The 22,446-nt window shown below is 69.8% G+C and carries 23 protein-coding genes; 7 read left to right on the top strand and 16 right to left on the bottom strand.

Features of this window, described 5'->3' with window-relative positions:
* Nucleotides 1–14 precede the first annotated feature (14 nt).
* Entirely contained in the window at nt 15–866 is an 852-nt protein-coding gene (locus DPA01S_RS10005) for a mycofactocin-coupled SDR family oxidoreductase (protein WP_061915962.1), read from the bottom strand.
* Between the two features lie 77 nt (nt 867–943).
* On the opposite strand from DPA01S_RS10005, the gene DPA01S_RS10000 reads away from it, so the two are divergent.
* From DPA01S_RS10000 to DPA01S_RS09985, 4 genes are all read left to right on the top strand, one after another.
* Nucleotides 944–2,191: an acyl-CoA dehydrogenase family protein gene (locus DPA01S_RS10000; RefSeq protein ID WP_174705773.1), complete on the top strand. Its 1,248-nt coding sequence runs from the start codon at nt 944–946 to the stop codon at nt 2,189–2,191.
* A complete protein-coding gene (locus DPA01S_RS09995) occupies nt 2,188–2,994 on the top strand; it encodes an SDR family oxidoreductase (RefSeq protein WP_061915959.1) in 807 nt (268 codons plus the stop codon). Before DPA01S_RS10000 ends, DPA01S_RS09995 begins: the two co-directional genes overlap by 4 nt.
* Nucleotides 2,995–3,141: 147 nt before the next feature.
* The gene (locus DPA01S_RS09990) at nt 3,142–3,723 is read left to right on the top strand and encodes a TetR/AcrR family transcriptional regulator (protein WP_061227407.1); all 582 of its coding nucleotides are present in this window, start codon (nt 3,142–3,144) and stop codon (nt 3,721–3,723) included.
* Nucleotides 3,724–3,750: 27 nt separating this feature from the next.
* On the top strand, nt 3,751–4,920 hold the full coding sequence (locus DPA01S_RS09985; RefSeq protein ID WP_061915956.1) for an acetyl-CoA C-acetyltransferase: 1,170 nt from the start codon (nt 3,751–3,753) through the stop codon (nt 4,918–4,920).
* A gap of 85 nt (nt 4,921–5,005) precedes the next feature.
* Here the strand turns inward: DPA01S_RS09985 and DPA01S_RS09980 are convergent, their stop codons facing one another.
* From DPA01S_RS09980 to DPA01S_RS09955, 6 genes are all read right to left on the bottom strand, one after another.
* Nucleotides 5,006–5,563 carry a hypothetical protein gene (locus DPA01S_RS09980; protein WP_061227405.1) on the bottom strand — a complete coding sequence of 186 codons (558 nt, stop codon included), beginning with the start codon at nt 5,561–5,563 and terminating at the stop codon, nt 5,006–5,008.
* 166 nt (nt 5,564–5,729) lie between these two features.
* Nucleotides 5,730–6,323, bottom strand: a complete 594-nt coding sequence (locus DPA01S_RS16795) for a hypothetical protein (RefSeq protein ID WP_061915953.1) — start codon at nt 6,321–6,323, stop codon at nt 5,730–5,732.
* A 162-nt stretch (nt 6,324–6,485) separates the two neighbouring features.
* Complete coding sequence (locus tag DPA01S_RS09970) at nt 6,486–7,568, bottom strand: NAD(P)H-dependent flavin oxidoreductase (RefSeq protein WP_061915949.1); 1,083 nt, start codon at nt 7,566–7,568, stop codon at nt 6,486–6,488.
* Nucleotides 7,565–8,335 carry a CoA-transferase subunit beta gene (locus DPA01S_RS09965; RefSeq protein WP_061915946.1) on the bottom strand — a complete coding sequence of 257 codons (771 nt, stop codon included), beginning with the start codon at nt 8,333–8,335 and terminating at the stop codon, nt 7,565–7,567. The genes DPA01S_RS09970 and DPA01S_RS09965 overlap by 4 nt, the downstream gene beginning before the upstream one ends.
* On the bottom strand, nt 8,335–9,192 hold the full coding sequence (locus DPA01S_RS09960) for a CoA transferase subunit A (RefSeq protein WP_375544766.1): 858 nt from the start codon (nt 9,190–9,192) through the stop codon (nt 8,335–8,337). The genes DPA01S_RS09965 and DPA01S_RS09960 overlap by 1 nt, the downstream gene beginning before the upstream one ends.
* Nucleotides 9,193–9,260: 68 nt before the next feature.
* A complete protein-coding gene (locus DPA01S_RS09955) occupies nt 9,261–10,055 on the bottom strand; it encodes an enoyl-CoA hydratase family protein (protein WP_061915940.1) in 795 nt (264 codons plus the stop codon).
* Between the two features lie 77 nt (nt 10,056–10,132).
* On the opposite strand from DPA01S_RS09955, the gene DPA01S_RS09950 reads away from it, so the two are divergent.
* Both DPA01S_RS09950 and DPA01S_RS09945 read left to right on the top strand, forming a co-directional pair.
* Nucleotides 10,133–10,906, top strand: a complete 774-nt coding sequence (locus DPA01S_RS09950) for an SDR family oxidoreductase (protein ID WP_061915937.1) — start codon at nt 10,133–10,135, stop codon at nt 10,904–10,906.
* A gap of 23 nt (nt 10,907–10,929) precedes the next feature.
* On the top strand, nt 10,930–11,847 hold the full coding sequence (locus tag DPA01S_RS09945) for an SDR family oxidoreductase (protein WP_061915933.1): 918 nt from the start codon (nt 10,930–10,932) through the stop codon (nt 11,845–11,847).
* A 166-nt stretch (nt 11,848–12,013) separates the two neighbouring features.
* Here the strand turns inward: DPA01S_RS09945 and DPA01S_RS09940 are convergent, their stop codons facing one another.
* The 4 genes from DPA01S_RS09940 to DPA01S_RS09925 all read right to left on the bottom strand — a co-directional run bounded on the left by DPA01S_RS09940 (nt 12,014) and on the right by DPA01S_RS09925 (nt 16,027).
* Nucleotides 12,014–13,435 (bottom strand): hypothetical protein, encoded by a 1,422-nt coding sequence (locus DPA01S_RS09940; RefSeq protein WP_061915930.1) that lies wholly within the window; start codon nt 13,433–13,435, stop codon nt 12,014–12,016.
* Between the two features lie 339 nt (nt 13,436–13,774).
* Entirely contained in the window at nt 13,775–14,278 is a 504-nt protein-coding gene (locus DPA01S_RS09935) for a nitroreductase family deazaflavin-dependent oxidoreductase (RefSeq protein WP_061915927.1), read from the bottom strand.
* A complete protein-coding gene (locus DPA01S_RS09930; RefSeq protein ID WP_061915925.1) occupies nt 14,275–14,859 on the bottom strand; it encodes a GNAT family N-acetyltransferase in 585 nt (194 codons plus the stop codon). Before DPA01S_RS09930 ends, DPA01S_RS09935 begins: the two co-directional genes overlap by 4 nt.
* A 1-nt stretch (nt 14,860) precedes the next feature.
* Nucleotides 14,861–16,027 (bottom strand): steroid 3-ketoacyl-CoA thiolase, encoded by a 1,167-nt coding sequence (locus DPA01S_RS09925; RefSeq protein ID WP_061915920.1) that lies wholly within the window; start codon nt 16,025–16,027, stop codon nt 14,861–14,863.
* A 166-nt stretch (nt 16,028–16,193) separates the two neighbouring features.
* On the opposite strand from DPA01S_RS09925, the gene DPA01S_RS09920 reads away from it, so the two are divergent.
* Entirely contained in the window at nt 16,194–17,438 is a 1,245-nt protein-coding gene (locus tag DPA01S_RS09920) for a cytochrome P450 (protein WP_061915918.1), read from the top strand.
* A 250-nt stretch (nt 17,439–17,688) separates the two neighbouring features.
* Here the strand turns inward: DPA01S_RS09920 and DPA01S_RS09915 are convergent, their stop codons facing one another.
* From DPA01S_RS09915 to DPA01S_RS09895, 5 genes are read right to left on the bottom strand one after another with little or no spacing between them, the layout of a single operon-like run.
* Entirely contained in the window at nt 17,689–18,594 is a 906-nt protein-coding gene (locus tag DPA01S_RS09915) for a TIGR03619 family F420-dependent LLM class oxidoreductase (protein ID WP_061915913.1), read from the bottom strand.
* A gap of 1 nt (nt 18,595) precedes the next feature.
* Entirely contained in the window at nt 18,596–19,114 is a 519-nt protein-coding gene (locus DPA01S_RS09910; RefSeq protein WP_061915910.1) for a nuclear transport factor 2 family protein, read from the bottom strand.
* Nucleotides 19,114–20,304, bottom strand: coding sequence for a thiolase family protein (locus DPA01S_RS09905; protein ID WP_061915907.1), 1,191 nt, complete (start codon nt 20,302–20,304; stop codon nt 19,114–19,116). The genes DPA01S_RS09910 and DPA01S_RS09905 overlap by 1 nt, the downstream gene beginning before the upstream one ends.
* Nucleotides 20,301–21,362, bottom strand: coding sequence for a thiolase family protein (locus DPA01S_RS09900; protein WP_061915904.1), 1,062 nt, complete (start codon nt 21,360–21,362; stop codon nt 20,301–20,303). The genes DPA01S_RS09905 and DPA01S_RS09900 overlap by 4 nt, the downstream gene beginning before the upstream one ends.
* 12 nt (nt 21,363–21,374) lie before the next feature.
* A complete protein-coding gene (locus DPA01S_RS09895) occupies nt 21,375–22,418 on the bottom strand; it encodes a Zn-ribbon domain-containing OB-fold protein (protein ID WP_232303096.1) in 1,044 nt (347 codons plus the stop codon).
* Nucleotides 22,419–22,446 lie beyond the last annotated feature (28 nt).

Genomic DNA, 22,446 nt, shown 5'->3' with positions numbered 1-22,446 from the left:
GCGGGAGCCGGGCGCTAGTACTTCAGGGCCCCGCGGTCGACAGTGAGTTGGACGCCGGAGACCGACCGCGAACCGTCGCCGGCGAGATACGAGACCACCTCGGAGACCTCCTCGGGCGGCATGAAGTCGGAGAGGGTGCTCGCGCCGTCTCTCCGCGCGTTCTTCAGCGGCATCGGCGAGAAGCTGTGGAGGAACGAGGGGAATCGGCCGAAGAGCTCGCCCATCGCCTCGGGGTCGATCATCGGGGTGTCGACCGAGTAGGGGTGGATCGAGTTCACGCGGATGCCGTACTCGCCCACCTCGAGCGCGAGGGCGTTCGTCAGTGCCACCAGCCCCGCCTTGGAGGCCGAGTAGTGCCCGTTGCCCGGCGTGGCCTTGAGCCCCGCGGACGAGCTGACGACGATGATCGAGCCCCCGTTGCCCGCCTCGATCATCGCCGGGACGGCCGCACGGATCGTCCGCCACGTCCCGCTGAGGTTGACGCCGATGACCGTGTCCCAGTCGTCCTCCGGCATCTCCCACAGCCGGCCCCAGCTGAGCACGGCCGCGTTGGCGACCAGGATGTCCAGCCGCCCGAAGGTGTCGATCGTGCGGGAGACCAGGTCCTGTAGCGCGGCGAGGTCCCGGATGTCGAGGACCGCCGAGATCGCGCGGCGGCCGGTCTCCTCGACCAGGCGGACCGTCTCGGCGAGGTCGTCCGGCGTGGGTGCGGGGTACGTCGCGGCGTCGGAGACCGGCGCGCAGACGTCGGAGACGACGACGTCGGCGCCCTCCGAGGCGAGCCGGACGGCGTGGGCCCTGCCCTGGGCCCGGGCGGCGCCCGTGATGAACGCGACTCTGCCGGTGAGGGGAGTGGGGGAGGTCATGGCGATATCCAACTCCACGTCGCCCCGGGGAGAGGGCGGTTCCGGCGAACCAAGCAAGTGCTTGGTAGTGTGTGGGCATGACCGAGAGCACGGCATCCGAGAAGGGCACGCCCGCGGCGGAGATGACCGACGACGAATTCGCCGCGGAGTTCCGCGACTGGCTGGACGCCAACCTCGTGGGCGAGTTCGCCGAGATCAAGGGCGTCGGCGGGCCGGGGAGCGAACACGAGTTCTTTCCCCAGCGCCTGGCGTGGGAACGGCACATGGCGGCCGCCGGCTGGACGTGCGTCGGCTGGCCCGTCGAGCACGGCGGACGCGGCGCGTCGCTGAGCCAGCAGGTTCGCTTCCACGAGGAGTACGCCAAGGCCGACGCCCCCGCGCGCGTGTCCCACCTCGGCGAGACCCTGCTGGGCCCCACGCTCATCGCCCACGGCACGCAGGAGCAGAAGGACCGCTTCCTGCCGCGGATCATCGACGTCACCGAACTGTGGGCGCAGGGCTATTCGGAACCGGGCGCAGGATCCGACCTGGCCAACGTCGCCACCACCGCCCGGCTGGGCGAGGACGGCAAGTGGCACCTGCACGGTCAGAAAGTGTGGACCTCGCTCGCCCACCTGAGCCAGTGGGCGTTCGTCGTGGCCCGTACCGAGGAGGGGACGAGCCGCCACAAGGGCCTGAGCTTCCTGCTCGTCCCGCTCGACCAGCCCGGCGTGGAGATCCGGCCGATCCAGCAGCTCACCGGGACCTCCGAGTTCAACGAGGTCTTCTTCGACGACGCCGTCACCGATGCGGAGATGATCGTGGGGGAGCGCGGCGAGGGCTGGAAGGTGGCCATGACCCTGCTCGAGTTCGAGCGTGGCGTGTCCACGCTCGGCCAGCAGGTCGGCTTCGCCCGCGAACTCGAGCAGATCACCGCCATGGCGCGCGCCAACGGCAGCGCCGAGGTGCCCGCCGTGCGCGAGCGCATCACCCGCGCGTGGATCGGCCTCAAGGTGATCCGCGCCCACGCGCTGCGCACGCTCGCCGAGCGCGACTCCTCCGGCGGCAACGCCTCCGCGGCCAAGCTGCTCTGGGCCAACTGGCACCGCGACCTGGGAGAACTCGCGATGGAGGTCCAGGGCGCCGAGTCGCTCACCGGGCCCACCCATACCTCCGAGGGCGTCCCCAACGACCTCCGCGACCCGGAGAACCTCGAGCTCGCCCAGTGGCAGCGACTCTTCCTGTTCACCCGCTCCGACACCATCTACGGCGGATCCAACGAGATCCAGCGCAACATCATCTCCGAGCGCGTGCTCGGACTACCCCGAGAGGCCAGGCCGTCATGACCCAACACAAGTCCCCCCTCGCAGCGGTCCCCGAGGAGACCCCGGGCCACGGGCTGCTCAAGGGCAAGAAGGTCATCGTGACGGCCGCCGCCGGCACCGGCATCGGCTTCTCCGCGGCCCGTCGAGCCGCGCTCGAGGGCGCCGACGTCCTGGTCTCCGACTTCCACGAGCGGCGCATGAACGAGGCCCGCGACGCGCTCGCCGCGGAGTTCCCCGAGAAGCAGTTCGAGGCGATCACCTGCAACGTGCAGTCCACCTCCGATGTCGACGCGCTGATCTCCGGCGCCGCCGAGAAGCTCGGCCGCGTTGACGTGCTCATCAACAACGCCGGACTGGGTGGCGAGACCGAGCTGGTCGACATGACCGACGAGGATTGGGACCGCGTCCTCGACATCACGCTCAACGGCACATTCCGCGCCACCCGCGCCGCGCTGCGCTACTTCCGCGACGCCCCGCACAACGGTGTGATCGTCAACAACGCCTCCGTCCTGGGCTGGCGCGCCCAGCGCGCCCAGGCCCACTACGCGGCCGCGAAGGCCGGTGTCATGGCCCTGACGCGGTGCTCGGCCATCGAGGGCGCGGACTTCGGAGTGCGTATCAACGCGATCGCCCCGTCCATCGCGCGCCACAAGTTCCTCGAGAAGTCCGCCTCGGCCGAGCTGCTCGACGAACTCGCCGCCAAGGAGGCCTTCGGCCGCGCCGCCGACGTGTGGGAGGTCGCCGCCACCATCGCGATGCTCGCCAGCGACTACACCACCTACCTCACCGGTGAGGTCGTCTCCATCTCCTCGCAGCGCGCCTGACGCCGCTTCCACTAACCAGCCGGATTGCTGGATGAATGTTATCCACACCATGAGCGACAGGGCTCTGGCGTCCCAGGGCGTCTCGATCGCACGAGATGCGGAGGGCACGCCGTTACCTAGCAAGTGCTTGGTTGGTAGTGTGGGCGCATGAGCAGTACGACCAGGCGTGAGGAACTCCTGTCCATCGCGGCGGAACTCTTCGCAGAACGCGGCCTGCGCGCGACCACCGTCCGCGACATCGCCGACGCCGCGGGCATCCTCTCGGGAAGTCTGTACCACCACTTCGCCTCCAAGGAGGCGATCGTCGACGAGATCCTGCGTGGCTTCCTCGACGCGCTCTTCGGCGAGTACCGAAGGATCGTCGGCTCCGGGCTCGGCCCGCGCGCGACCCTGGAAGCGCTGGTCCGCGCGTCGTTCGAGGCCATCCACCGCGACCGCAACGAGGTGGCCATCTACCAGGACGAGCTCAAGCACCTCCGCGGCAACCCGCGATTCGACTACCTGCGCGAGCGCAACACCGAGTTCCGCGAGATGTGGACCGACGTGCTGAGGCGGGGGATGGAGTCCGGGGATTTCCGGGGCGACCTCGACGTGCGCCTGACTTACCGCTTCCTCCGCGACACCGTGTGGGTCGCCGTCCGCTGGTACCGGCCAGACGACGACAACGACCACGCGGCGATCGCCGACCAGTACCTCAACATCGTTCTCGACGGCCTCACCGTCGGCTGACCTTTCTCACCCACCCCGAGGAGATCCATGACCAGCGTGACCGGCCGTGAGGCCTACGTGATCGACGCCGTCCGCACCCCCGTCGGCAAGCGCGCCGGAAGCCTGTCGGGGCAGCACCCGGCCGACCTCGGCGCGCACGTGATCCGGGCCGTCGTCGAGCGCACCGGGATCGACCCGGAGGTCGTCGACGACGTCATCTTCGGCTGCGTCGACACCATCGGCCCCCAGGCCGGAAACATCGCCCGCTCCGCGTGGCTCGCCGCCGGGATGCCGCTCGGCGTGCCGGGCACCACCGTCGACCGCCAGTGCGGCTCGAGCCAGCAGGCCATCCACTTCGGCGCCCAGGCCATCTGGTCCGGCACCCAGGACGTCATCCTGTTCGGCGGCGTGCAGAACATGAGCGCCCTGCCCATCTCCTCGGCCATGCTCGCCGGCCGCGAGTTCGGCTTCGACGACCCGTTCACCGGCTCCACCGGCTGGGTCGAGCGCTTCGGCTCCCAGGAGATCTCCCAGTTCAACGGCGCGCAGATGATGGCCGACAAGTGGGGCATCTCGCGCGAGGAGATGGAGAAGTGGGCCCTCCAGTCGCACGAGCGCGCTCGTGCCGCGATCGCCGCCGGCCGCTTCGCGAACGAGTACGTGCCGATGGCAGGCCTCGAGGCCGACGAGACCACCCGGGAGACCACCCTCGAGAAGATGGCCTCCCTGCCGGTGCTGGCCGAGGGTGGTTCGCTCACCGCCGCCGTCGCCTCCCAGATCTGTGACGGCGCCTCCGCCGGCCTGTTGGCCTCCGCCGAGGCCGTCGAGAAGTACGGGCTCAAGCCCCGCGCCCGCATCCATCACCTCACCGTTCGCGGCGACGACCCGGTGATGATGCTCTCCGCGCCGATCCCCGCCACCAAGTGGGCGCTGGAGAAGACCGGCCTGTCGATCGACGACATCGACGTCGTGGAGATCAACGAGGCGTTCGCCCCCGTCGTCCTCGCCTGGATCAAGGAGACGGGCGCCGACCCGGCCCGCGTCAACCCCAACGGCGGCGGCATCGCCCTGGGCCACCCGCTCGGCGCCACGGGAGCCAAGCTGTTCGCCACGATGCTCAACGAACTCGAGCGCAGCGGCGGCCGCTACGGCCTGCAGACCATGTGCGAGGGCGGCGGCACCGCCAACGTCACGATCATCGAGCGACTGGACGCCTGACAGCGCCACTGACATGGAGTAGGGCCCCGCACCACCCGGTGCGGGGCCCTTCTCTCTGCGCCGGCGAGGCCGGGCATGCGGTGCGTCAGGAGCCGAGGCCGTTGAGGGAGCCGGTGGTGCCGCCGCCCTGGACGGGAGCGGGGGTGATTCCGGTGCTGCCACCAGCGCTACCGGCGAACGCGTCCAGCGGACCGCCGACCACGGCGGGGAACAGGTGCGGCTCGGCCGGGCCGTTGTTGCTCAGGCAGATCACCGCGAGCGCGTAGACGTTGGACGGCACGTTCTCGGCGACCAGCCGGCCCGGCTGACCGGGCAGCGTCATGGGGAGGGTGAAGATGCCGGGCACGCCCGGGCCGCGCAGCGCGACCACGTCGCCGCGGTTGCCGAGCGTCCGGATGATGGCCATGAGATCGCCGCCCCCGGCGATGGCCGCGCCGGCCACGTCAGCACCCGCGGCGGGCGGGACGAGCATGCCGAGGCACGTCTGGCCCGGCAGCGGCTGCGTGATGTCGACGACGACCTGGTTGCCGAACACGTGCGGAACCGGGACCGCGGCGTTCGCGGCACCGGCGCCGGCTACGGTGAGGCCGGCGGCCATGCCGACGGCGGCGAATCCTGCGGCGATCTTCTTTGCGAGGGACATGGGCACTCCTACGTGAGGTAAAGGATGGTCGGTGGTGCTCATCACACCTGTCGCTCAGGTTGCGCTCAGTGTTACACAGGCGCAGGCCGTCCGCCCGGTGAACGACGATGCCCGGCCGGGGCGGACCCGGCCGGGCAGCGTGGGACGCGATTTAGCGCGATTGAGGTCAGTTCTCGGTCTCGCCCTGTGCAGAAGAGAGAGTGCCCAGGTCGAGTGCGCCTTCAGTGTCTCCTCCGCCGAGGACGGACGAGAGGGTGTCGAGGCCAGCACCCTCGCCGGAGCTCATCGCGCCCAGGCTGCCGAGAGCTGCGTCAAGCGGGTTGCCGACGACGACGAGCGGGGTGATGGACGGCTCGCCGGGCACGCAGTAGGTAACGGCGGAGTAGACGCCGGACTCGACCGTGGCCGAGACGGTCACGTCGCCGAGAGTGACATTGGCGATGGGTGAATTCAGCGGGCTGCGAAGGAACGTGGCGACGGTGTCGCCACTCAGAAGCTCGGTGATTGCACCGAGGTCGAGGGTCGAGATGGCGGCGAGCTTGCTGGCGAAGGTTGCGGCTTCAGCTGTGGGTGCGACGGCGGCGACGCAGGTAGCGACATCTCCGAGACCGTCATTCTCGAAGGTGATGGAAATCGTGTTGCCCTCGACGACAGGGCTCGATGCGGTGGCGGCCGACGCCGCGCCGGCACCGGCGACGGTCAGGGCGGCGGTGGCGCCGAGGACGGCGGCCGCGCGGACGGCGGTACGAACAGAAGGCATGGGGTCCTCCGGGAGGGGTGGGGGATATGAGCCCGCGCGTGCGGGGACGTTTCTCAGGATATGCCAAGACTCCCCTCATGTTCCGGGTACGCACCAAATGCGACGAACCCGCCGACCCAGCGGGCCGTGCGGGTGCGTCGGTGGCGACGGTCGAGCGGGCCGTCAGCCCAGGGCGCGGAGCGCCGCGAGGCGCTCGTGCGCCTGCGCCATGATCCGCTGGATCAGCTCGTCGCAGCTCGGCAGGTCGTCGATCATGCCGACGACCTGCCCGGATGCGAGCACACCGGCATCGGTGTTGCCCTCGACCAGGCCGGCCTTGAGCAGCATGGGCGTGTTGGCGGCCATGACGATCTGCTGCCAGGTGCGGTCGGTGGCCTTCTTCATGTTGAGGCCGTCCCTGGCGAGCTGCTGCCACTTCATGCCCGTCATGGACTTGAACTTATTAGCGTTCTGCACCGCCGCGGTCAGCCCTTTGAGGGGGCTTGCGGACTCCAGCGCGTTGACCAGGCCCGTCCGCAGGACGCGGTGCGGCATGCCGTCGACGCGGGTGGAGACGACCGTTTCCTGCAGGCCCCGCTCGAGGTATTGCTTCTTCACCGCGTCCGGCACCTTCGAATCGCTGGTGAGGAGGAACCGTGTTCCCATCGCGACGCCGGCGGCGCCGTAGGACAGCGCCGCGACCAGGCCGCGTCCGTCGAAGAACCCGCCGCCGGCCACGACGGGGATCGAGGTGTTCCCCGCGCCGCCGAGCGCGTCGATGACGCTGGGGAGCAGGAGGGTGGTGGCGACCTGGCCGGTGTGTCCGCCGCCCTCACCGCCCTGGACGATAACCGCGTCGGCGCCCCAGGAGGCGACCTTGACGGCGTGCTTAGCGGCACCGATGGAGGGGACGACGACGAGGCCGTTCTCCTTGAGCCTGGCGATCAGCTCCGGCTTGGGCGCGAGGGCGAACGACGCGACCTTCACCCCGTGGCGGATCATCAGCTCGCACCGCTCGGCGGCGTCCTCGGCGTCCGCCCGGAGGTTGACGCCGAAGGGCTTGCCGGTGAGCTTCTTCGTCCGCACGATGGCGTCCTCGAGCTCGGCGTAGGTCATCGTGGCCGAGGCGATGATGCCCAGACCGCCGGCGTTGGCGGTCGCGGCGGTCAATTCGGGTCCGGAGACCCAGCCCATGCCCGTCTGGACTATGGGGTATTGGACGCCGACGAGCTCGGTGAACGCGGTCGTGATGGTGGGAGCGCTCACGCGGCTGACACCTCACGGTCGCGGAACCCGCGGGGGTCCAGCACCTCACGAATGATGCGCAGCTCCTCGGCCGAGGGATCGCGGGTGACCGCTGCGTCGGCGAGGCCCTCGATCACGAAACCGGTGCTCTCGGCGACCTCGTCGGCGGTCACGCCCGGGTGCAGGCTCAGCGCGCGCATGCTGTGGTCGGTGCCGCCGAAGTCGAACACGCCGAGGTTGGAAACCACGCGGTGGAGATGGTGGTAGCGGAACGCCGGGTCGCCCTCGGTGTAGCGGTCGTAGCCGATGCCGCAGACCACGTCGACCTTCTCGGTGAACACGCGCGAGGAGTGCTTGCCGACCCAGTAGCTGGTGGCGTGGTTGATCGTGTTGCCGGGGGCCCCGCGCAGGCCGAACATCTGGCGGGTCGGCTTCTGCACGTCGTCACCGAAGGCGGACAGGTTCTGGTTGCCGAACCGGTCGATCTGGTTGGCGCCCATCACGACATGGCGGGTGCCGGCCTGCAGGACGTCGAAGACGCGGGGAAACGGGATGTAGCCCTCGAAGTCGATGGTCTTGCCCAGCGGCGGGGTCTGGCCGAGGAAGCGGTACTCGCCGTCGGTGATGAGCAGGTCGGGCTCGGTGGTGAGTCGGGCCAGGCGCGCCCCGATGGTGGCCATCGGGGTCATGGGCGAGGCGAAGATCTCACCGGCGCCGGCGAAGATCTCCGCGCACGCGACAGCGCAGTACTCGGCCCTCGTGGCGGACTGGGTGGTGACGTCGGACATCACTTGGCTCCCTTCTCGGCGGCCTTCTCGGCAGCGGCCTTCTCCGCGAACGCGGTGACGGCCTTCTGGTAGTCCTCCTCGGTCCCGGACAGGAACTCGTCGACGAACGCCTTCCACGAGTCCTCTTCCTTCGCGGACGCGGCGTAGTGCTTCTGGAACGCCTCGTCGCGGGCGTAGCCACCGGCGAAGGTGAAGTGGGCGCCATTCGGTGCCTCGGAGACGGTGTCGACGAACATGCGGCTGATCAGCATGCGCTGCGGTCCGACCTCGTTCATGAGTGCGTCGGCGGAGTCGACGATCTCATCGGCCTCGAGCAGGACGGTGTCGGCGGCCATGGCGTACAGGTCGTCGAAGTAGCCGTCGGCACCGGTGAACGCCGCGTTGCCGTGCTTGTCGGCCTTATCCAGGTGGATGAGCGCGGCGTCCATGCGCAACGCGGGCATCGCGACCAAGGTCTCGGTCTTGCCCTCGAAGTCGTACGGGGAGTCGATGGTTTTGAGCTCGTCGCCCCAGAAGCGGAAGACGTCGGAACCCAGACCGGCGCGCGTGGGCAGGAACGGCAGGCGCTGAGCGGCGGCGGTGAGGCCGGCGCGGACCATGCCCTCGTCCATCTCACGGGAGATGATCGAGCCCTCGGTGCGGCGACGGGCGAACCACGGGTCGTAGAACGGAGCTGAGTCCAGGGTGACGAAGCCGTAGTAGGCCTTGGAGACCTTGCCGGCCGAGCAGAGCAGACCGAGGTCCGGGCCACCGTAGGTGATGACGGACAGATCGGTGAGATCCTCGCGGCGGAGGATCGCGCGGACCAGGGCCATCGGCTTGCGACGCGAACCCCAGCCGCCGATACCGATGGTCATACCGCTCTCGAGGCGCGCGACGGCCTCGTCGAGGCTCGTGCGCTTGTCGCGCGGGGTGGGGGTGCTACTCACTTGTTCTCGCCCGTCCTCTCGGATCGCTTGACTCGTTTATCCAGATTCGTACCGCTCTTGACGAACTCGTCACGGTGCTCGTCGGCCACGCCGGCGAGGTTGAGCTCGAACGTGAAGCCCTGCTCCATGCGGTACGAGGACTTCACGTCGACCGGATCGATATGGTTGATGGCCTCCTTGGCCGCCCGGATAACGCGGGTGTCCTTGGCGGCGATCGCCTCCGCCAGCTCGCGGGCCGCGGCGTCGAGCTGGTCGCGCGGCACGACGTCGTAGACCGTGCCCCACGAGTGCAACTGCTGCGCGGTGACGTTGCGGGAGGTGTAGTACAGAGTGCGCAGCATGTGCGGAGGGACCATGCGTGACAGGTGGGTGGCGGCGCCGAGCGCTCCGCGGTCCACCTCCGGCAGGCCGAACACGGCGTCGTCGGAGGCGACGATGCAGTCCGCGTTGCCGACTAGGCCGATCCCGCCGCCGACGCAGAAGCCGTTGACCGCGGCGATCACGGGGACCGCGCACTCGTATACGGCGTTGAAGGCCACGTAGCAGCCGCGGTTGGCGGCGAGCAGGTGGTCGAAGCCCTCGAAGTCCTGCATCTCTTTGATGTCCACGCCGGCGTTGAACCCACGACCCTCGGCCCGCAGGATCACCACGTGGACCTCGGGGTCGCGGCCCGCGGCGAGGATCTGCTCACCGAGTTCGAACCATCCCGCTGACGGGATGGCGTTGACAGGGGGGTAGTCGACCGTGACGGTGGCTATCCCGTCCGCACCCGTGTCGACCTTGATGCCCATGGAGCTCCCTTCGCACGCCACCGTCGTCCTCGACGGCGCGGTGACTAACCAAACGCTTGCTTGGTAGGCTAGCACGCATGACGAACATCGATCTGGGTCTGGCGGGGAAGGTCGTCCTCATCACGGGCGGCGTGCGCGGCGTGGGTGCCGGCATCAGCACTGTTTTTCGTGAGGCCGGGGCCGTCGTCATCACGTGCGCGCGTCGTCCCGCCGACGAGGTCTCGGATGCCGCCGACCAGGAGTTCCACTCGGTCGACCTCCGCGATGCCGACGCGGTCCGCGCCCTGGTCGACGACATCGTCGACCGCCACGGCCGTCTCGACGTGGTCGTCAACAACGCCGGCGGAGCACCGTTCGCCCTCGCCGCCGACGTGAGCGCCAACTTCCACTCGAAGATCGTGGCGCTGAACCTCCTGTCCGCGCTGACCGTGGCGCAGGAGGCGAACCGCGTGATGCAGCCGACCGGAGGGGCGATCGTCAACATCTCGTCCGTTTCGGGTCATCGCCCGTCCCCGGGCACGGCCTCGTACGGCGCCGCGAAGGCGGGCCTCGACTCGCTCACTCAGTCCCTCGCCGTGGAGTGGGCGCCCGCGGTCCGCATCAACTCGGTGGTGGTGGGCCCGGTCAAGACGGAGCTGGCCGAGATGCACTACGGGGACGCCGAGGGGGTCGCCGCCGTCGACGCGACCATTCCGATGGGGCGGATGGCCGAGCCGAAGGACGTTGGCCGGGCCGCGGCCTTCCTGGCCTCGCCGTTGGCCGCCTACATCACGGGCGCCGAGTTGCTGGTCCACGGGGGCGGCGAGAAGCCGGCCTTCCTCTCGGCGTCCACAGCCGACAACAAGCACTGATCACTCAGAACAAGGAGATTGTCATGGGAATCTGCGACGGACGCGTCGTCATCGTCACCGGCGCCGGCCGCGGAATCGGCCGTGAGCACGCGCTCGCCTTCGCGGCGGAGGGGGCCAAGGTCGTCGTGAACGACCTCGGCGCCGGCCTGGACGGGTCGAACGTCGGCGAGTCCCCGGCGGAGCAGGTCGTGGCGGAGATCAAGGCCGCTGGCGGCGACGCCGTCGTCAACGGCAACGACATCTCCTCGTGGGAGGGTGCCCGCGACCTCGTCCAGCAGGCTATCGACACCTTCGGTGGGCTGGACGTGCTGGTCAACAACGCCGGCTTCCTGCGCGACAAGATGCTCGTCGGCATGAGCGAGAGCGACTGGGACAACGTCATCACCGTCCACCTCAAGGGCCACTACGCGCCGCTGCGGCACGCGGCGGAGTACTGGCGCGCCGAGTCCAAGGCCGGCCGCCCGCGCCAGGCCCGGGTCATCAACACCTCGTCTGGGGCGGGCCTGTTCGGGTCGGTCGGCCAGGGCAACTACGCCACCGCCAAGGCTGGCATCGCGCTGCTGACCATCCAGACCGCCGCCGAGATGAAGGGCTACGGGGTCACCGCCAACGCGATCGCCCCGTCCGCTCGCACCCGCATGACGACCTCCGCGGGGGAGGAGATGGCCTCCCAGATGGCAGCCCCCGAGGACGGGTCGTTCGACGTGATGGACCCGGCCAACATCTCGCCGCTGGTCGTGTGGCTGGGGTCCGAGGAGTCGTCGCAGGTGAGCGGCCGCGTCTTCGAGGTCGAAGGTGGCAACGTCACCGTCTGCGACGGGTGGCAGCGCGCGGCGTCCGAAGACAAGGGCGCGAAGTGGGATCCTGCAGAGCTCGGGTCGGTCGTGCCCCGCCTGCTCGACGAGTCGCCCACCCCGGTCCCCGTGTACGGCGCCCGCTGACGCCAGTCGCAGGGGACCGGGCACGAGAGAGCCCCGCACCGTCACGGTGCGGGGCTCTCTCGTCTGTCTACGGGCCTCTGTCTACGGCATCGTGGAGGGGCTGACGCGACTCAGCTGCCGGGAGTGCAGCGCTGGGCGTCCGCGGATCCGAGCGCTGCCAGCTGGTCTACCTGCGCCGACGGCAGGTCGCAGAGGGTCGGCAGCGGCGGGAGGGCAACGCCCCGGTCGCGGTGGCGGTGGCGATGGCGGCGCCGCCGCCGGCGACCGCGGTCACCGCGAGCACGGGCAGGAGGCTGCCGCCCGCCTCCATGGAGGCGGCGGTACCCATCGTGGAACCGAGGTTGGTGGAGGTGGTTCCCTGCGGGGAGCCGTTGGCCAGCGATCCCGTGAACGCGGTGAGCGACCCGTTGACCGTGGTCAGCTCCTCGACCGAACCGAGGAGCACGCCGGCGCCGCCGCCGGCCGAGCCGTTGATGGTGTCCGAGCTCTGCCCGGTCGATCCGCCATTGCCCGAGATCGAGCCGGAGATGTCGGACATCGAACCCGCGAGCGCCGGCAGGACGCCGCCCTCGGCGATGGAGCCGATGATCGGCGACAGTGCACCGCCGTCGGTGATCGACCCGCCCACCGGTTCGGTGATCTCGTTGGCGGAGCCGTTGGTCAGCGAGCCCTGCAGTCCCTTACCGACGAGCACGGCGGAGCCGCCGATGCCCTCGGTCGACCCATCCGGGAACTCGGCCGACAGGGCCGGCAGCTCGGCGGAGCCACCCAGCAGGTTGAGCTCGGTGGACAGCGGCTCCATGCCGACGGAGGTGATCAGCGGGGTCATGCCGGTCGACCCGGTCAGCGGAGCGAGATCCGACGACCCGCCGAGCAGGTCGGTGGACAGCGGCGCCATGTCGTCGGAGCCCGTGGCGATGAGCTCGGTCGAGAGCGGCTGCATTCCGTCCGAGCCCGTGTTGATGAGGTCGACGGACAGGACCAGCGGCGTGGTGGCCGTGGAACCGCCGATGAGATCCACCGACAGGGCGAGCGGGGTCTCAGCGGTCGAACCGGTGGTGATGAGGTCCGCAGACAGGGGGGTGTTGGCCGTCGAGCCACCGATGAGCTCGGTGGACAGCGGCTGCATCCCGTCCGAGCCCGTGGCGAACAGATCCGTGGACAGCGGCCCGAGGTTGTCCGAGCCCACGTCGCCGATGACGTCGGTGGACAGGGTGAGGGTGCTGAGCGAACCCTCCAGGCCCGGCAGCTGAGCGGACCCGGCGAGCGGCGCCGTGCTGAGCGCGGGCAGGTCCGAGGACCCGCCGAGCGGGTCGGTGCTGAGCGTGGGTTCCGAGGAGGTGAAAGCCTGCGAGCCGGCGAGCGGCTCCAGATCCGACGAGCCGGGGATGGCGCCCTCGGTGAGGTCCGAGGATCCGGCCAGTGGGTTCAAGCCCGCGGAGTCCGTGGGAAGGCCGGCTGAGTCGGTGGGGAGCCCGCCCCCCGCGGAGCCGGACTGGAGGAGCTCGCCGAGCATGCTGGTGACGCTGGCGGAGTCGATGATCTGTGCGTTGGCGACGCCGTTCGTGCCGGCCGCGGCCAGCACCACGGATGCCGCGACCGCGTCAACCTAGGTGGACTTGTTCATAAAAGTGCCTTCCCCTGAGAGCTGCCCGCCGACGAGATGGCGAGACGACGTTCGCGCAGGTCCCACGCGATTCCAAAAGTTAGAGTCTCTTAAGCCTCAATGCAAGTCAAGGTTTTATTCAGGAAGCGACAAAGATGTGCTTCCTGTTATCTAAAGGTACCGGTGAGGCGGTTCGGAAGCGCACAAAACATGGGAGCGCCCTTAACTTCCCGGCCCGCGACGGCAGGCAGTGGGAGACGACCACGGCAAAGCGGCCGGGCCTCTCGAGGGGAGGCCCGGCTGCTGGTGGGGACTGAACGCTCAGTGGGCGGGTTCGCAGATGATGACCGGGATGACCCGGCTCGTGTTGGCCTGGTAGTCGGCGAAGTCCGCGTAACGCTCGACGAGCCTCGGCCAGAGTTCGTCCCGCTCGGCCGATGTGGCCTCTCTCGCCGTCATCGCCCGGCTACGGCGACCCACCTGGACGGTGACGGCCGGGTCGGCGAGAACATTGAGGTACCACTGAGGGTGCTTGGGCAGCCCGCCCTGGGAGGCGACGAGCAATACCCGGTCGCCGTCGGGGAAGTGCAGCAGTGGGACGGTCCGGGGCTCGCCGGATTTGCGGCCCGTGGTCGTGAGCAGGCACACGGGGACCGGCGCGCGGAGCGCCGACCCCACCCGCCACGACCCACCGAGCCGTCCACCGGAGACCCGGTAGGCCCACGTGTTGACCCGCGACATCACCTTGATGACGCCGACGACCCACGGCGCGCCACGCCGCGGGTCGTCGACCCCTGTCTCGGGGCGGGAGTGGTGCTCGGTCACTTGTTCGCGGACAGGGGAGCGCGGACGATCACGTGCTTGCCGGGGAAGAACGCCGCCAGTTCGCGGCGGCTCTCCTTAAGCGACCGGAGGCCGAAGCCCTTCTTGCGCTCTTCGGGCCGGATCCAGATGGCCACGTCGACGTCGCCGTCGTTGATCTGCTCGCCGAAGACGAGGCCGACAAGGGCGTCGCGTTCGGTGTCGACGGCGACGAACCACATAGCGGATTCAGCCTCGATGCGGTCCAGGCCGTCCCGGAGCTCCTGCTCGGTCTTCTCACGGTCCCAGGCGCCTCCGGTCGCGGACGTGGAGTCCGACGAGCGAGAGTGATAGAGCGCGGTGTGGTCCTCCGACTCGGTGAACGGGCGGAGCGCGAAACCCTGCCCGGCCTCCCCGTCGGGCGCGCCGGTCGCGGAACCGGTGAACGCCTCGAGGGGGGCCTTGAGTACCTGTCGCGCCTCGTCGGCGGACACGGACAGCAGGCTCGCGACCGCCCCCACCGCGTCCTCGGGGCCGTCGGCCGACGACACCGCGGCGAAGATCTCCCGCCGCCTGCTCGTCGCCATCTGGATGACGTCGCTCATGTCAGATCCTCTCGATGATGCTCGCCGACGCCTGGGCGCCTCCCGCGCACATCGTGATGAGCGCGCGCTCGCCGTCCGTGCGCTCGAGCTCGTGTAGGGCGGTGGTGATGAGCCGCGACCCGGTGCTGCCGACGGGGTGGCCGATCGCGATGGCACCCCCGTTGACGTTGACCTTGTCCATGTCGGGCCCATGCACCTGCGCCCAGCTTAGGAGCACGGAGGCGAACGCCTCGTTGCATTCGAACAGATCGAAGTCGCCGATCGACATGCCCGAGCGGTCGAGGACGCGCTGCGTGGCCTGGACCGGGCCGTCGAGGTGGTACTCGGGCTCGCCGCCGACCAGAGCCTGGTGGACGATTCGCGCGCGGGGATTGAGGCCGTGCGCCTTGGCGACGTCCTCATCCATGAGCAGGACCGCTGCCGAGCCGTCGGACATCTGGCTCGAGGTGCCGGCGGTGTGCAGGCCGCCCTCGAGGACCGGAGTGAGGCCGGCGAGCGCCTCGGCGGTGGTCTCCCGCAGGCCCTGATCGCGGGTGACGGTCACCGTCTCGCCGGTGTAGGTGCCGTCCTTGAGGCGCTCGGGGGCGTCGACGGCGAAGGTCTCCCTATCGAACCGGCCTTCGTCCCACGCGCGCTGCGCATTGGCCTGCGACCGGACGCCCAGCTCCTCGAGGTCGGCGCGGCTCAGGCCGCGACGCTTGGCGATCCGGTCGGCGGCCGTGAACTGGTCCGGCAGATCCACCGTCCAGTCGTCGGGGCGGGGCATGCCGTTCTCGCCGTTGCCGACGGCCGCGCGGAGCGCGATCCAGCTCATCGACTCGACGCCGCAGGCGATGCCGACGTCCATGGCGCCCGCGTGGATGAGGTTGGCGATGAAGTGGTTGGCCTGCTGCGCGGACGAGCACTGGCAGTCGATGGTCGTGCACGCGGTCTGCCAGGGCAGGCCGGAGGCGAGCCAGGCGCCGCGGGTGACGTTGTTGCCCTGCGCACCGGCCTGGGTCACGCAGCCGCCGACGACCTGCTCGACCAGGGCGGCGTCGATGCCTGCGCGGCGGATGACCTCCTTCTGGGAGGCGCCCAGCAGGTGCGCGGGGTGGAGGCCCGACAGCGCGCCGCGGGCCTTGCCGATCGGGGTGCGCACGGCCTCGACGATGACGGGATTTCCCATGGTTTTCCTTCCGGGAATCCGGCCGGAGGTAGGCCTGGCCGGAGCTGAACGTGTTCTAGTATGGTGTATGGAACGTGTTCTAGATTACAGCCCGGGCGAGGGGTTCGCAGTATCCGGGTTGTGGGAGTGAACACCTGACGCAAACCGACGCGGCCAAGGAGTGCCAGTGCAGCCAGTCACCATTCCCGAGGGGTTCGACTTCACCGACCCGGAGCTCTACCAGAAGCGACTTCCGCATCCGGAGTGGATGCACCTGCGGCAGACCGAGCCGATCTGGTGGTGCGCCAACGAGCCGGGTGCGGACGGGTACGACGACGACGGCTACTGGGTCGTCACCAAGCACGCAGACGTCAAGGAGATCTCCCGGCGCACCAACGAGGTCTTCTCCAGCTGGGAGAACACCGCCATCCCTCGCTTCGCGCCCGGGACCGAGCGCGAGATCGTCGAGATGACGCGATTCCTCTTCATCAACCAGGACGGGGACGAGCACAAGAAGTACCGCCGCATCATCTCCAAGGGGTTCACCCCGCGGAACATCGAGAAGATGCGTGAGAACCTCGCCGAGAAGGCGCGGAGTATCGTGGAGACCGCCGCCGCCAAGGGCGGGGGGGACTTCATCACCGAGGTGGCCTCCGAGCTCCCGCTGCAGGCCATCGCCGAGCTCATCGGTATCCCGCAGGAGGACCGCCACCAGATCTTCGAGTGGTCCAACAAGATGACCAGCTACGACATCCCGGAACTGGCGGACGAGTCCAACGCCGCCAACGCCGAGATCCTCGGTTACGCCATGGAGTTGGCCGCCAAGCGCGAGGTCGACCCGCGGGACGACCTGGTGACCAAGCTGGTCCAGGCCGACGTCGACGGCGAGAAGCTCTCCGCGGACGAGTTCGGCTGGTTCGTGGTGCTGCTCGCGGTGGCCGGCAACGAGACCACCCGTAACGCCACGACCCACGGCATGATCGCGTTCCTGGAGAACCCGGACCAGTGGGAGCTGTTCAAGACCGAGCGCCCGGAGACCACCTACGACGAGATCCTCCGCTGGGCCTCGCCGATCTCCTCGTTCCAGCGCACCGCCACCGAGGATGTCGAGATCGGCGGCGTGACCATGAAGAAGGGCGACCGAGCCGCGATCATGTACGGCTCGGCGAACTTCGACGAGGAGGTCTTCGAGGATCCGTTCACCTTCAACATCCTGCGCGACCCGAACCCGCACCTGACGTTCGGCGGTAACGGCCCGCACTACTGCATCGGCGCCAACCTGGCGAAGCTGCAGATCGAGCTGATCTTCAACGCGATCGCCGACCACATGCCCGACATCACCTCGATGGGCGACGCGACCCGCCTGCGTTCGGGCTGGCTCAACGCCATCCAGGACTGGAAGGTCGACTTCAAGTGCCCGGTCATTCACTGAGCTGACACCCGCACCCACGGCCGCGCACCCTGCAGCGGCCGAGCAGCCCCGGTCTCGTCTGTTGTCGCAGGCCGGGCCGGGGCTGACGTGTTTCCGGGGTCGCCCTCGCACGGGGGGCAGTCGCTCCCGCGGGAGGTGGGGGGCGTACGCGGCGAAGGAGGCGCCCCGAGCGGGACCGGCTGTCCTAGCTCGGGCGGCACCACGACATCGCTGCGCGCGTGCCCGCCTGAGCGGCACCGCAGGCCGGGTGTCAGCCGGGGAGGCCGTACTTCTCGCCGAACCGGTGGAGCGAATCGATCTTCTGCTGGGCCGTGGCGTCGTAGCCGAGTCCCTCGATCATCCACGGCAACACGATGATGTCCGTGACCCCGGCCTCGGCCAGCTCGGTGAAACCACGGGTGCCGAACCTGTCCAGGCAGACCACCTGGATGGCGAAGGGCTTGCCGTCGCCGCGGTCGGCGAGCGAGCGGCCGCTGGCCTCGAGCAACTCGCGCAGGCGCGTGACGGTGGCCGCGATCTCGTCGAACTTCATCATCGCGCTGGTCCAGCCCTGGCCGATCCGTGCCGCACGTTTGAGGGCTATCTCGGTGTGTCCACCCACGTAGAACGGCACCTGCTCGGACGGGGCCGGGGTGAAGATGAGCTCATCGAAGTCGAAGTGGTCGCCGTGGAACTTCATCCACTCGCCCTTCAGTCCCTCGCGCATGATCATCAGCGACTCGTCGACCCGCTTGCCGCGACCTTTGAACGGGGCGCCGCACCATTCGAACTCGTTGGGGTCCCAACCGATCCCCACGCCCAGGTCGAGCCGGCTGCCGGTCATCAGTGCGACGGAGGCGACCTGCCGGGTCAACAGCAGCGGGTTCCGCGGCCCGACCTTGAGCACCTGCGGGGAGAACCGGATGGTCGAGGTGGCCCCGCCCATCGCGGCGGAGGCGATCAGTGGCTCGACCCACTCGGTATTCTCGTCCCACATGCGCGAGCCGTCCGGCGTGTACGGGTAGTCCTTGTCCTGACGACGCGGATGGAACAGGGAATCCGGCAGGACGACCCGGTCGAATCCGGCGGCCTCGGCGCCGCGGGCGATCGAGATGTACTGGTCGACGGGGGAGAAGGAGACCGGGACGGAGAATTCGACGTCCACTACGCGTGCCATTTCAGTTGTCCTTCCGGAGTGCGCCGGCGATGGCGGCTTTGTCGTCGTCGGTGAGCGGCCGCAGGCCCGAGGTCAGCGCGACGTCCTGTTCCCAGAAGGCGCGGAGGGAGACCAGGCGGCCGTCGGAGTCGACGCGGTAGTCCACGGCGATGTCGATGTCCATGATGTTCTCGCCCATATGCGTGCGCATGGTGCCGATGCACAGTAGTTCGTCGCCGGCGGCGATCCCGCGGTCGAAGCGGAACTCGATGTGGTCCGGGGTGGCCACTGCCTTTTCCCAGAACTCCAAAAGCCGCTCGGTACCGCGGTGGCCGACGCCCTCAGCGTCGAACATCGACGGACCGACGGGGTCCTCGATGCAGCCCTCGGGCGCCCAGCCGGCGATCCAGGCGTCACGGTCACCGGCGTTGGTCGCGGCCCACGAGCGGCGCGCGGCGGCGTAGGCGGGACTCGCCAGGGCCGAGTCGCTCATCTCGATCGGGCGGTACTGCCCGTCGTCGTCCAGATAGGGGTTGCTCATTAGTGACGCTCCGGACGATCGGTCCCCACTACCCACATGGAGAAGTACTGCGAACCCCCGCCGTAGGCGTGTCCGAGGGCCTTTCGGGCGTCGGGGATCTGGTGCTCGTCTGCGCGGTTCATCACCTGGCGGGCCGCCTCGGCGAACCGCAGCATGCCGGAGGCGCCGATCGGGTTGGAGCACAGGACGCCGCCGGACGGGTTGACCGGTAGCGAGCCGCCGCGCGCGGTGGCGCCGGACTCGGTCATGCGCCAGCCCTCGCCCGGGGCGGCGAACCCCAGGCTCTCCAACCACATGGGCTCGAACCAGGAGAACGGGACGTAGATCTCGGCGGCGCCGATTTCCTCGGCCGGGTTGGTGATCCCGGCCTCGGCCCACAGTGCGGCCGCGGCATCGCGGCTGGCCTGCGGGTTGGCGTAGTCGCGCCCGGCGAAGGTGCCCGGCTCGGTGCGCAGGGCGGTGGCGTGGATCCAGGCGACCTGGCGGCCGGCGGACCCCACGGCCTCGGCGGCCTCGGCGTCGCCGATCACGATCGCGCACGCGCCGTCGGAGGACGGGCAGGTCTCGTCGAAGCGGATCGGGTCCCACAGCATTTGGCCCTCGAGCACCGTGTCGACGGTGATGTCGGGCTGCTTGAGGTGCGCGTACGGGTTGATGGAGCCGTTGAGCCGGTCCTTGACCGCGACCATGGCGCCCACGTGCTCTGGGGCGCCGGTGCCCCGGATGTAGGAGCGCACGTGCGGGGCGAAGTAACCGCCGGCGCCGGCGCCGACCGGTGCGGTGAACGGCACGGGCAGCGACAGGGCCCACATGGCGTTGGACTCGGACTGCTTTTCCCACGCCACGGCCAGCACGCGCCGATACCGCCCCGACTGGACGTGGGCGGCGGCCACGATCGCGGTGGATCCGCCGACGGAGCCGGCGGTGTGCACGCGCAGGAGCGGCTTGCCCACGGCGCCCAGGGCATCGGCCATCATCAACTCGGGCATCATGACCCCCTCGAACAGGTCGGGGGCCTTGCCCACGATCACCGCGTCGATGTCGTCCCAACCCACACCGGCGTCGGCCATGGCGGCGTCGATGGCCTCGCGGCAGAGGCCGGCCATGGAGACGTCGGTGCGGCGCGAGACGTGGTGGGTCTGACCGGTGCCGAGCACGGCGGCGGGCAGGCCGGAGCTGTGGGCGCTCATTCGGCGCGTCCTTCCAGGAGGCAGATGAGGTTCTGCTGCAGCAGATGGCCGCTGGTCGCGTGGGCCAGGGCGCGCTCGGTGCCTCCGGACCAGATGGCCTCGGCGGCGTAGCCGATCCGCTCGAGCCCGGCGGAGAACAGCGGGTCGGCCAGCAGGGAGCCGCCGGAGGGGGTGACGGCGACGTCGCCCGTGATCCCCAGTGCCCGCCGCAGGAGCAGCTCCTGGTGCGTGTACTGGGTGTGCAGCTCGACCACGGCGACCCCGCCGAGATCCGGCCGGTCCCCGCTCGCGCCGGTGACGCGGGCCGCGGCGGCGCGCGTCGAGGGGGAGTCGGTGAGGTCGCGGGCGCCGAACTCGGCCGAGTCGATGATGTGCTCCATCCCGGCGATGTAGGCGGGGGTGTCGCACAGTTCGGGGGCGCGGTCGCCCGAGGCGAGGATGATCGCGGCGGCGCCGTCGGTGACCGGCGGGCAGTCGTGCCGTCGCAGCGGGTCGGCGAGGTACGGCTCGGCGAGGAGCTCGCGCTGGTTGCGGCCGGTCGCGCGGGCGGCGACCGCGGCCATGTCCTGCTCGGACCACAGGCCGGCGTCGATCCCGGCGCGCGCCTGCAGGGCGGCCAGGTGGTGGCGGCCGGGCCACAGGGGGGCGACGGTGTACGGGTCGAGTTGCAGCGCGAGCGCCGTGTCGAGGTCCGTGCTGGCCGAGGCCTTGCCGAAGCCGTAGACCAGGGCCGTGTCGGCTTGGCCGGAGGCGATCTTGAGCCAGGCCTCGAAGAGCGCCCAGGCGGCGTCCATCTCCACGTGCGACTCGACGATCGACGGCGTGGCGCCGATCGAGTCGACGGCGGAGATAAAGGAGAAGGCGCGGCCCGCGAGGTAGTCCGACGAGCCGGAGCACCAGAAGTCGATCTGCGTGCGGTCCAGGCCGGTCTGCCGGTAGCACTCGGCGAAGACCGGGGCGAGCATCTCGACGCCGTTGGTGGTGCCGAAGGTGGACTCGGTGTGGCGGGCGTGGGCGAAGCCGACCACGGCGACGTCCCGGGGTGCTGATGGTGTCACGGTGGGCGTCCTTTACAGGTGCTTCGCGTAGGTGTGGGGCTCGGCGTCGGGCTCGCCGCTGGGCTCGAAGTGCGTGATCGCCTGCATCGACGCGGGCCGCTCGCCCTCGGGGCGCCAGGCGGCGCGCACGCGCATGCCCATGCGGACCTCGGAGGCCTCGCAGCCCAGCACGAGGTGCTGGATGGGCACGTCGGCGCCGTCGAGCAGGATGTACGCGGTCACGTAGGGGGGCGTGATGGACTGCCCGGCGAACGGCACGTTGACGATCCCGAACGTCGTCACCGTGCCGTGGTCGGCCACCTCCACGTACTCGCCCATCGCGACGCCGTCGGAGGGGCAGTAGTCGCGCGGCGGCACGTACACCTCGGGGCCGTTCGAGCGTCGGCGCCCGAGTAGGCGGCCCTCGACGATCGCCCGGAGAAACGCGCTCTCCGCGGGCGCCGCCGTGTGGGTCACGGACAGCCCGATGGGCGTGACGAGGGTCGTGACCGGCTCGGAGTCGCCGGCGGACGCGACGGCGACCTCGTCGTCGTCACCCTCCGCGCCACTCCCCGTGGCACTGCCCGCGTCGTCGACGGGGACCACGCAGGCGATGTCGCGGATCGACCCGACGCGCTCGGCGGCCCACCGCACCCGCACCCGCATCCCGGTGGACACGGCGTCGGGGCCGTCGGCGGCCAGGGGGAGGAGGGTGGCGGTGTCGGCGCCATCGAGCCGCACGAGCGCCCACGCGAAGGGCTCGGCGAGCGGGTGCACGTCGGCGGGGGAGTGGACCCAGGTCCATGTGACGACGAGGCCCTCGATCCCCTCCCCGCGACCGATCTCGACGATCTCGTCCAGCGCCTCGTGCGTGTGGGGGTCGTACTCGACGGGGGGCACGTGCACGGTGCCGCGGGAGTCGCGGCACCCCACGACGCGACCGTCGCGCAGGCCGGTGAAGAACGCGCCGAGGACGGGGCCCGTCGAGCGCGTGTAGTCGAACGAGGGCGTCAGTGGGGCCGAGAGCACCGGTTCCTCGGGGGGAGCGATGTCGACCACGATCTCTCTGGACGTCACGCCCGCAAGTAGAACACGTTCCACTCGT

Origin of the sequence: Dietzia papillomatosis NBRC 105045 (assembly GCF_001570845.1) — a bacterium.
GTDB lineage: Bacteria > Actinomycetota > Actinomycetes > Mycobacteriales > Mycobacteriaceae > Dietzia > Dietzia cinnamea.
Note: the sequence above shows the minus strand (reverse complement) of the source record. Positions and strands in the feature narration are given on the sequence as shown.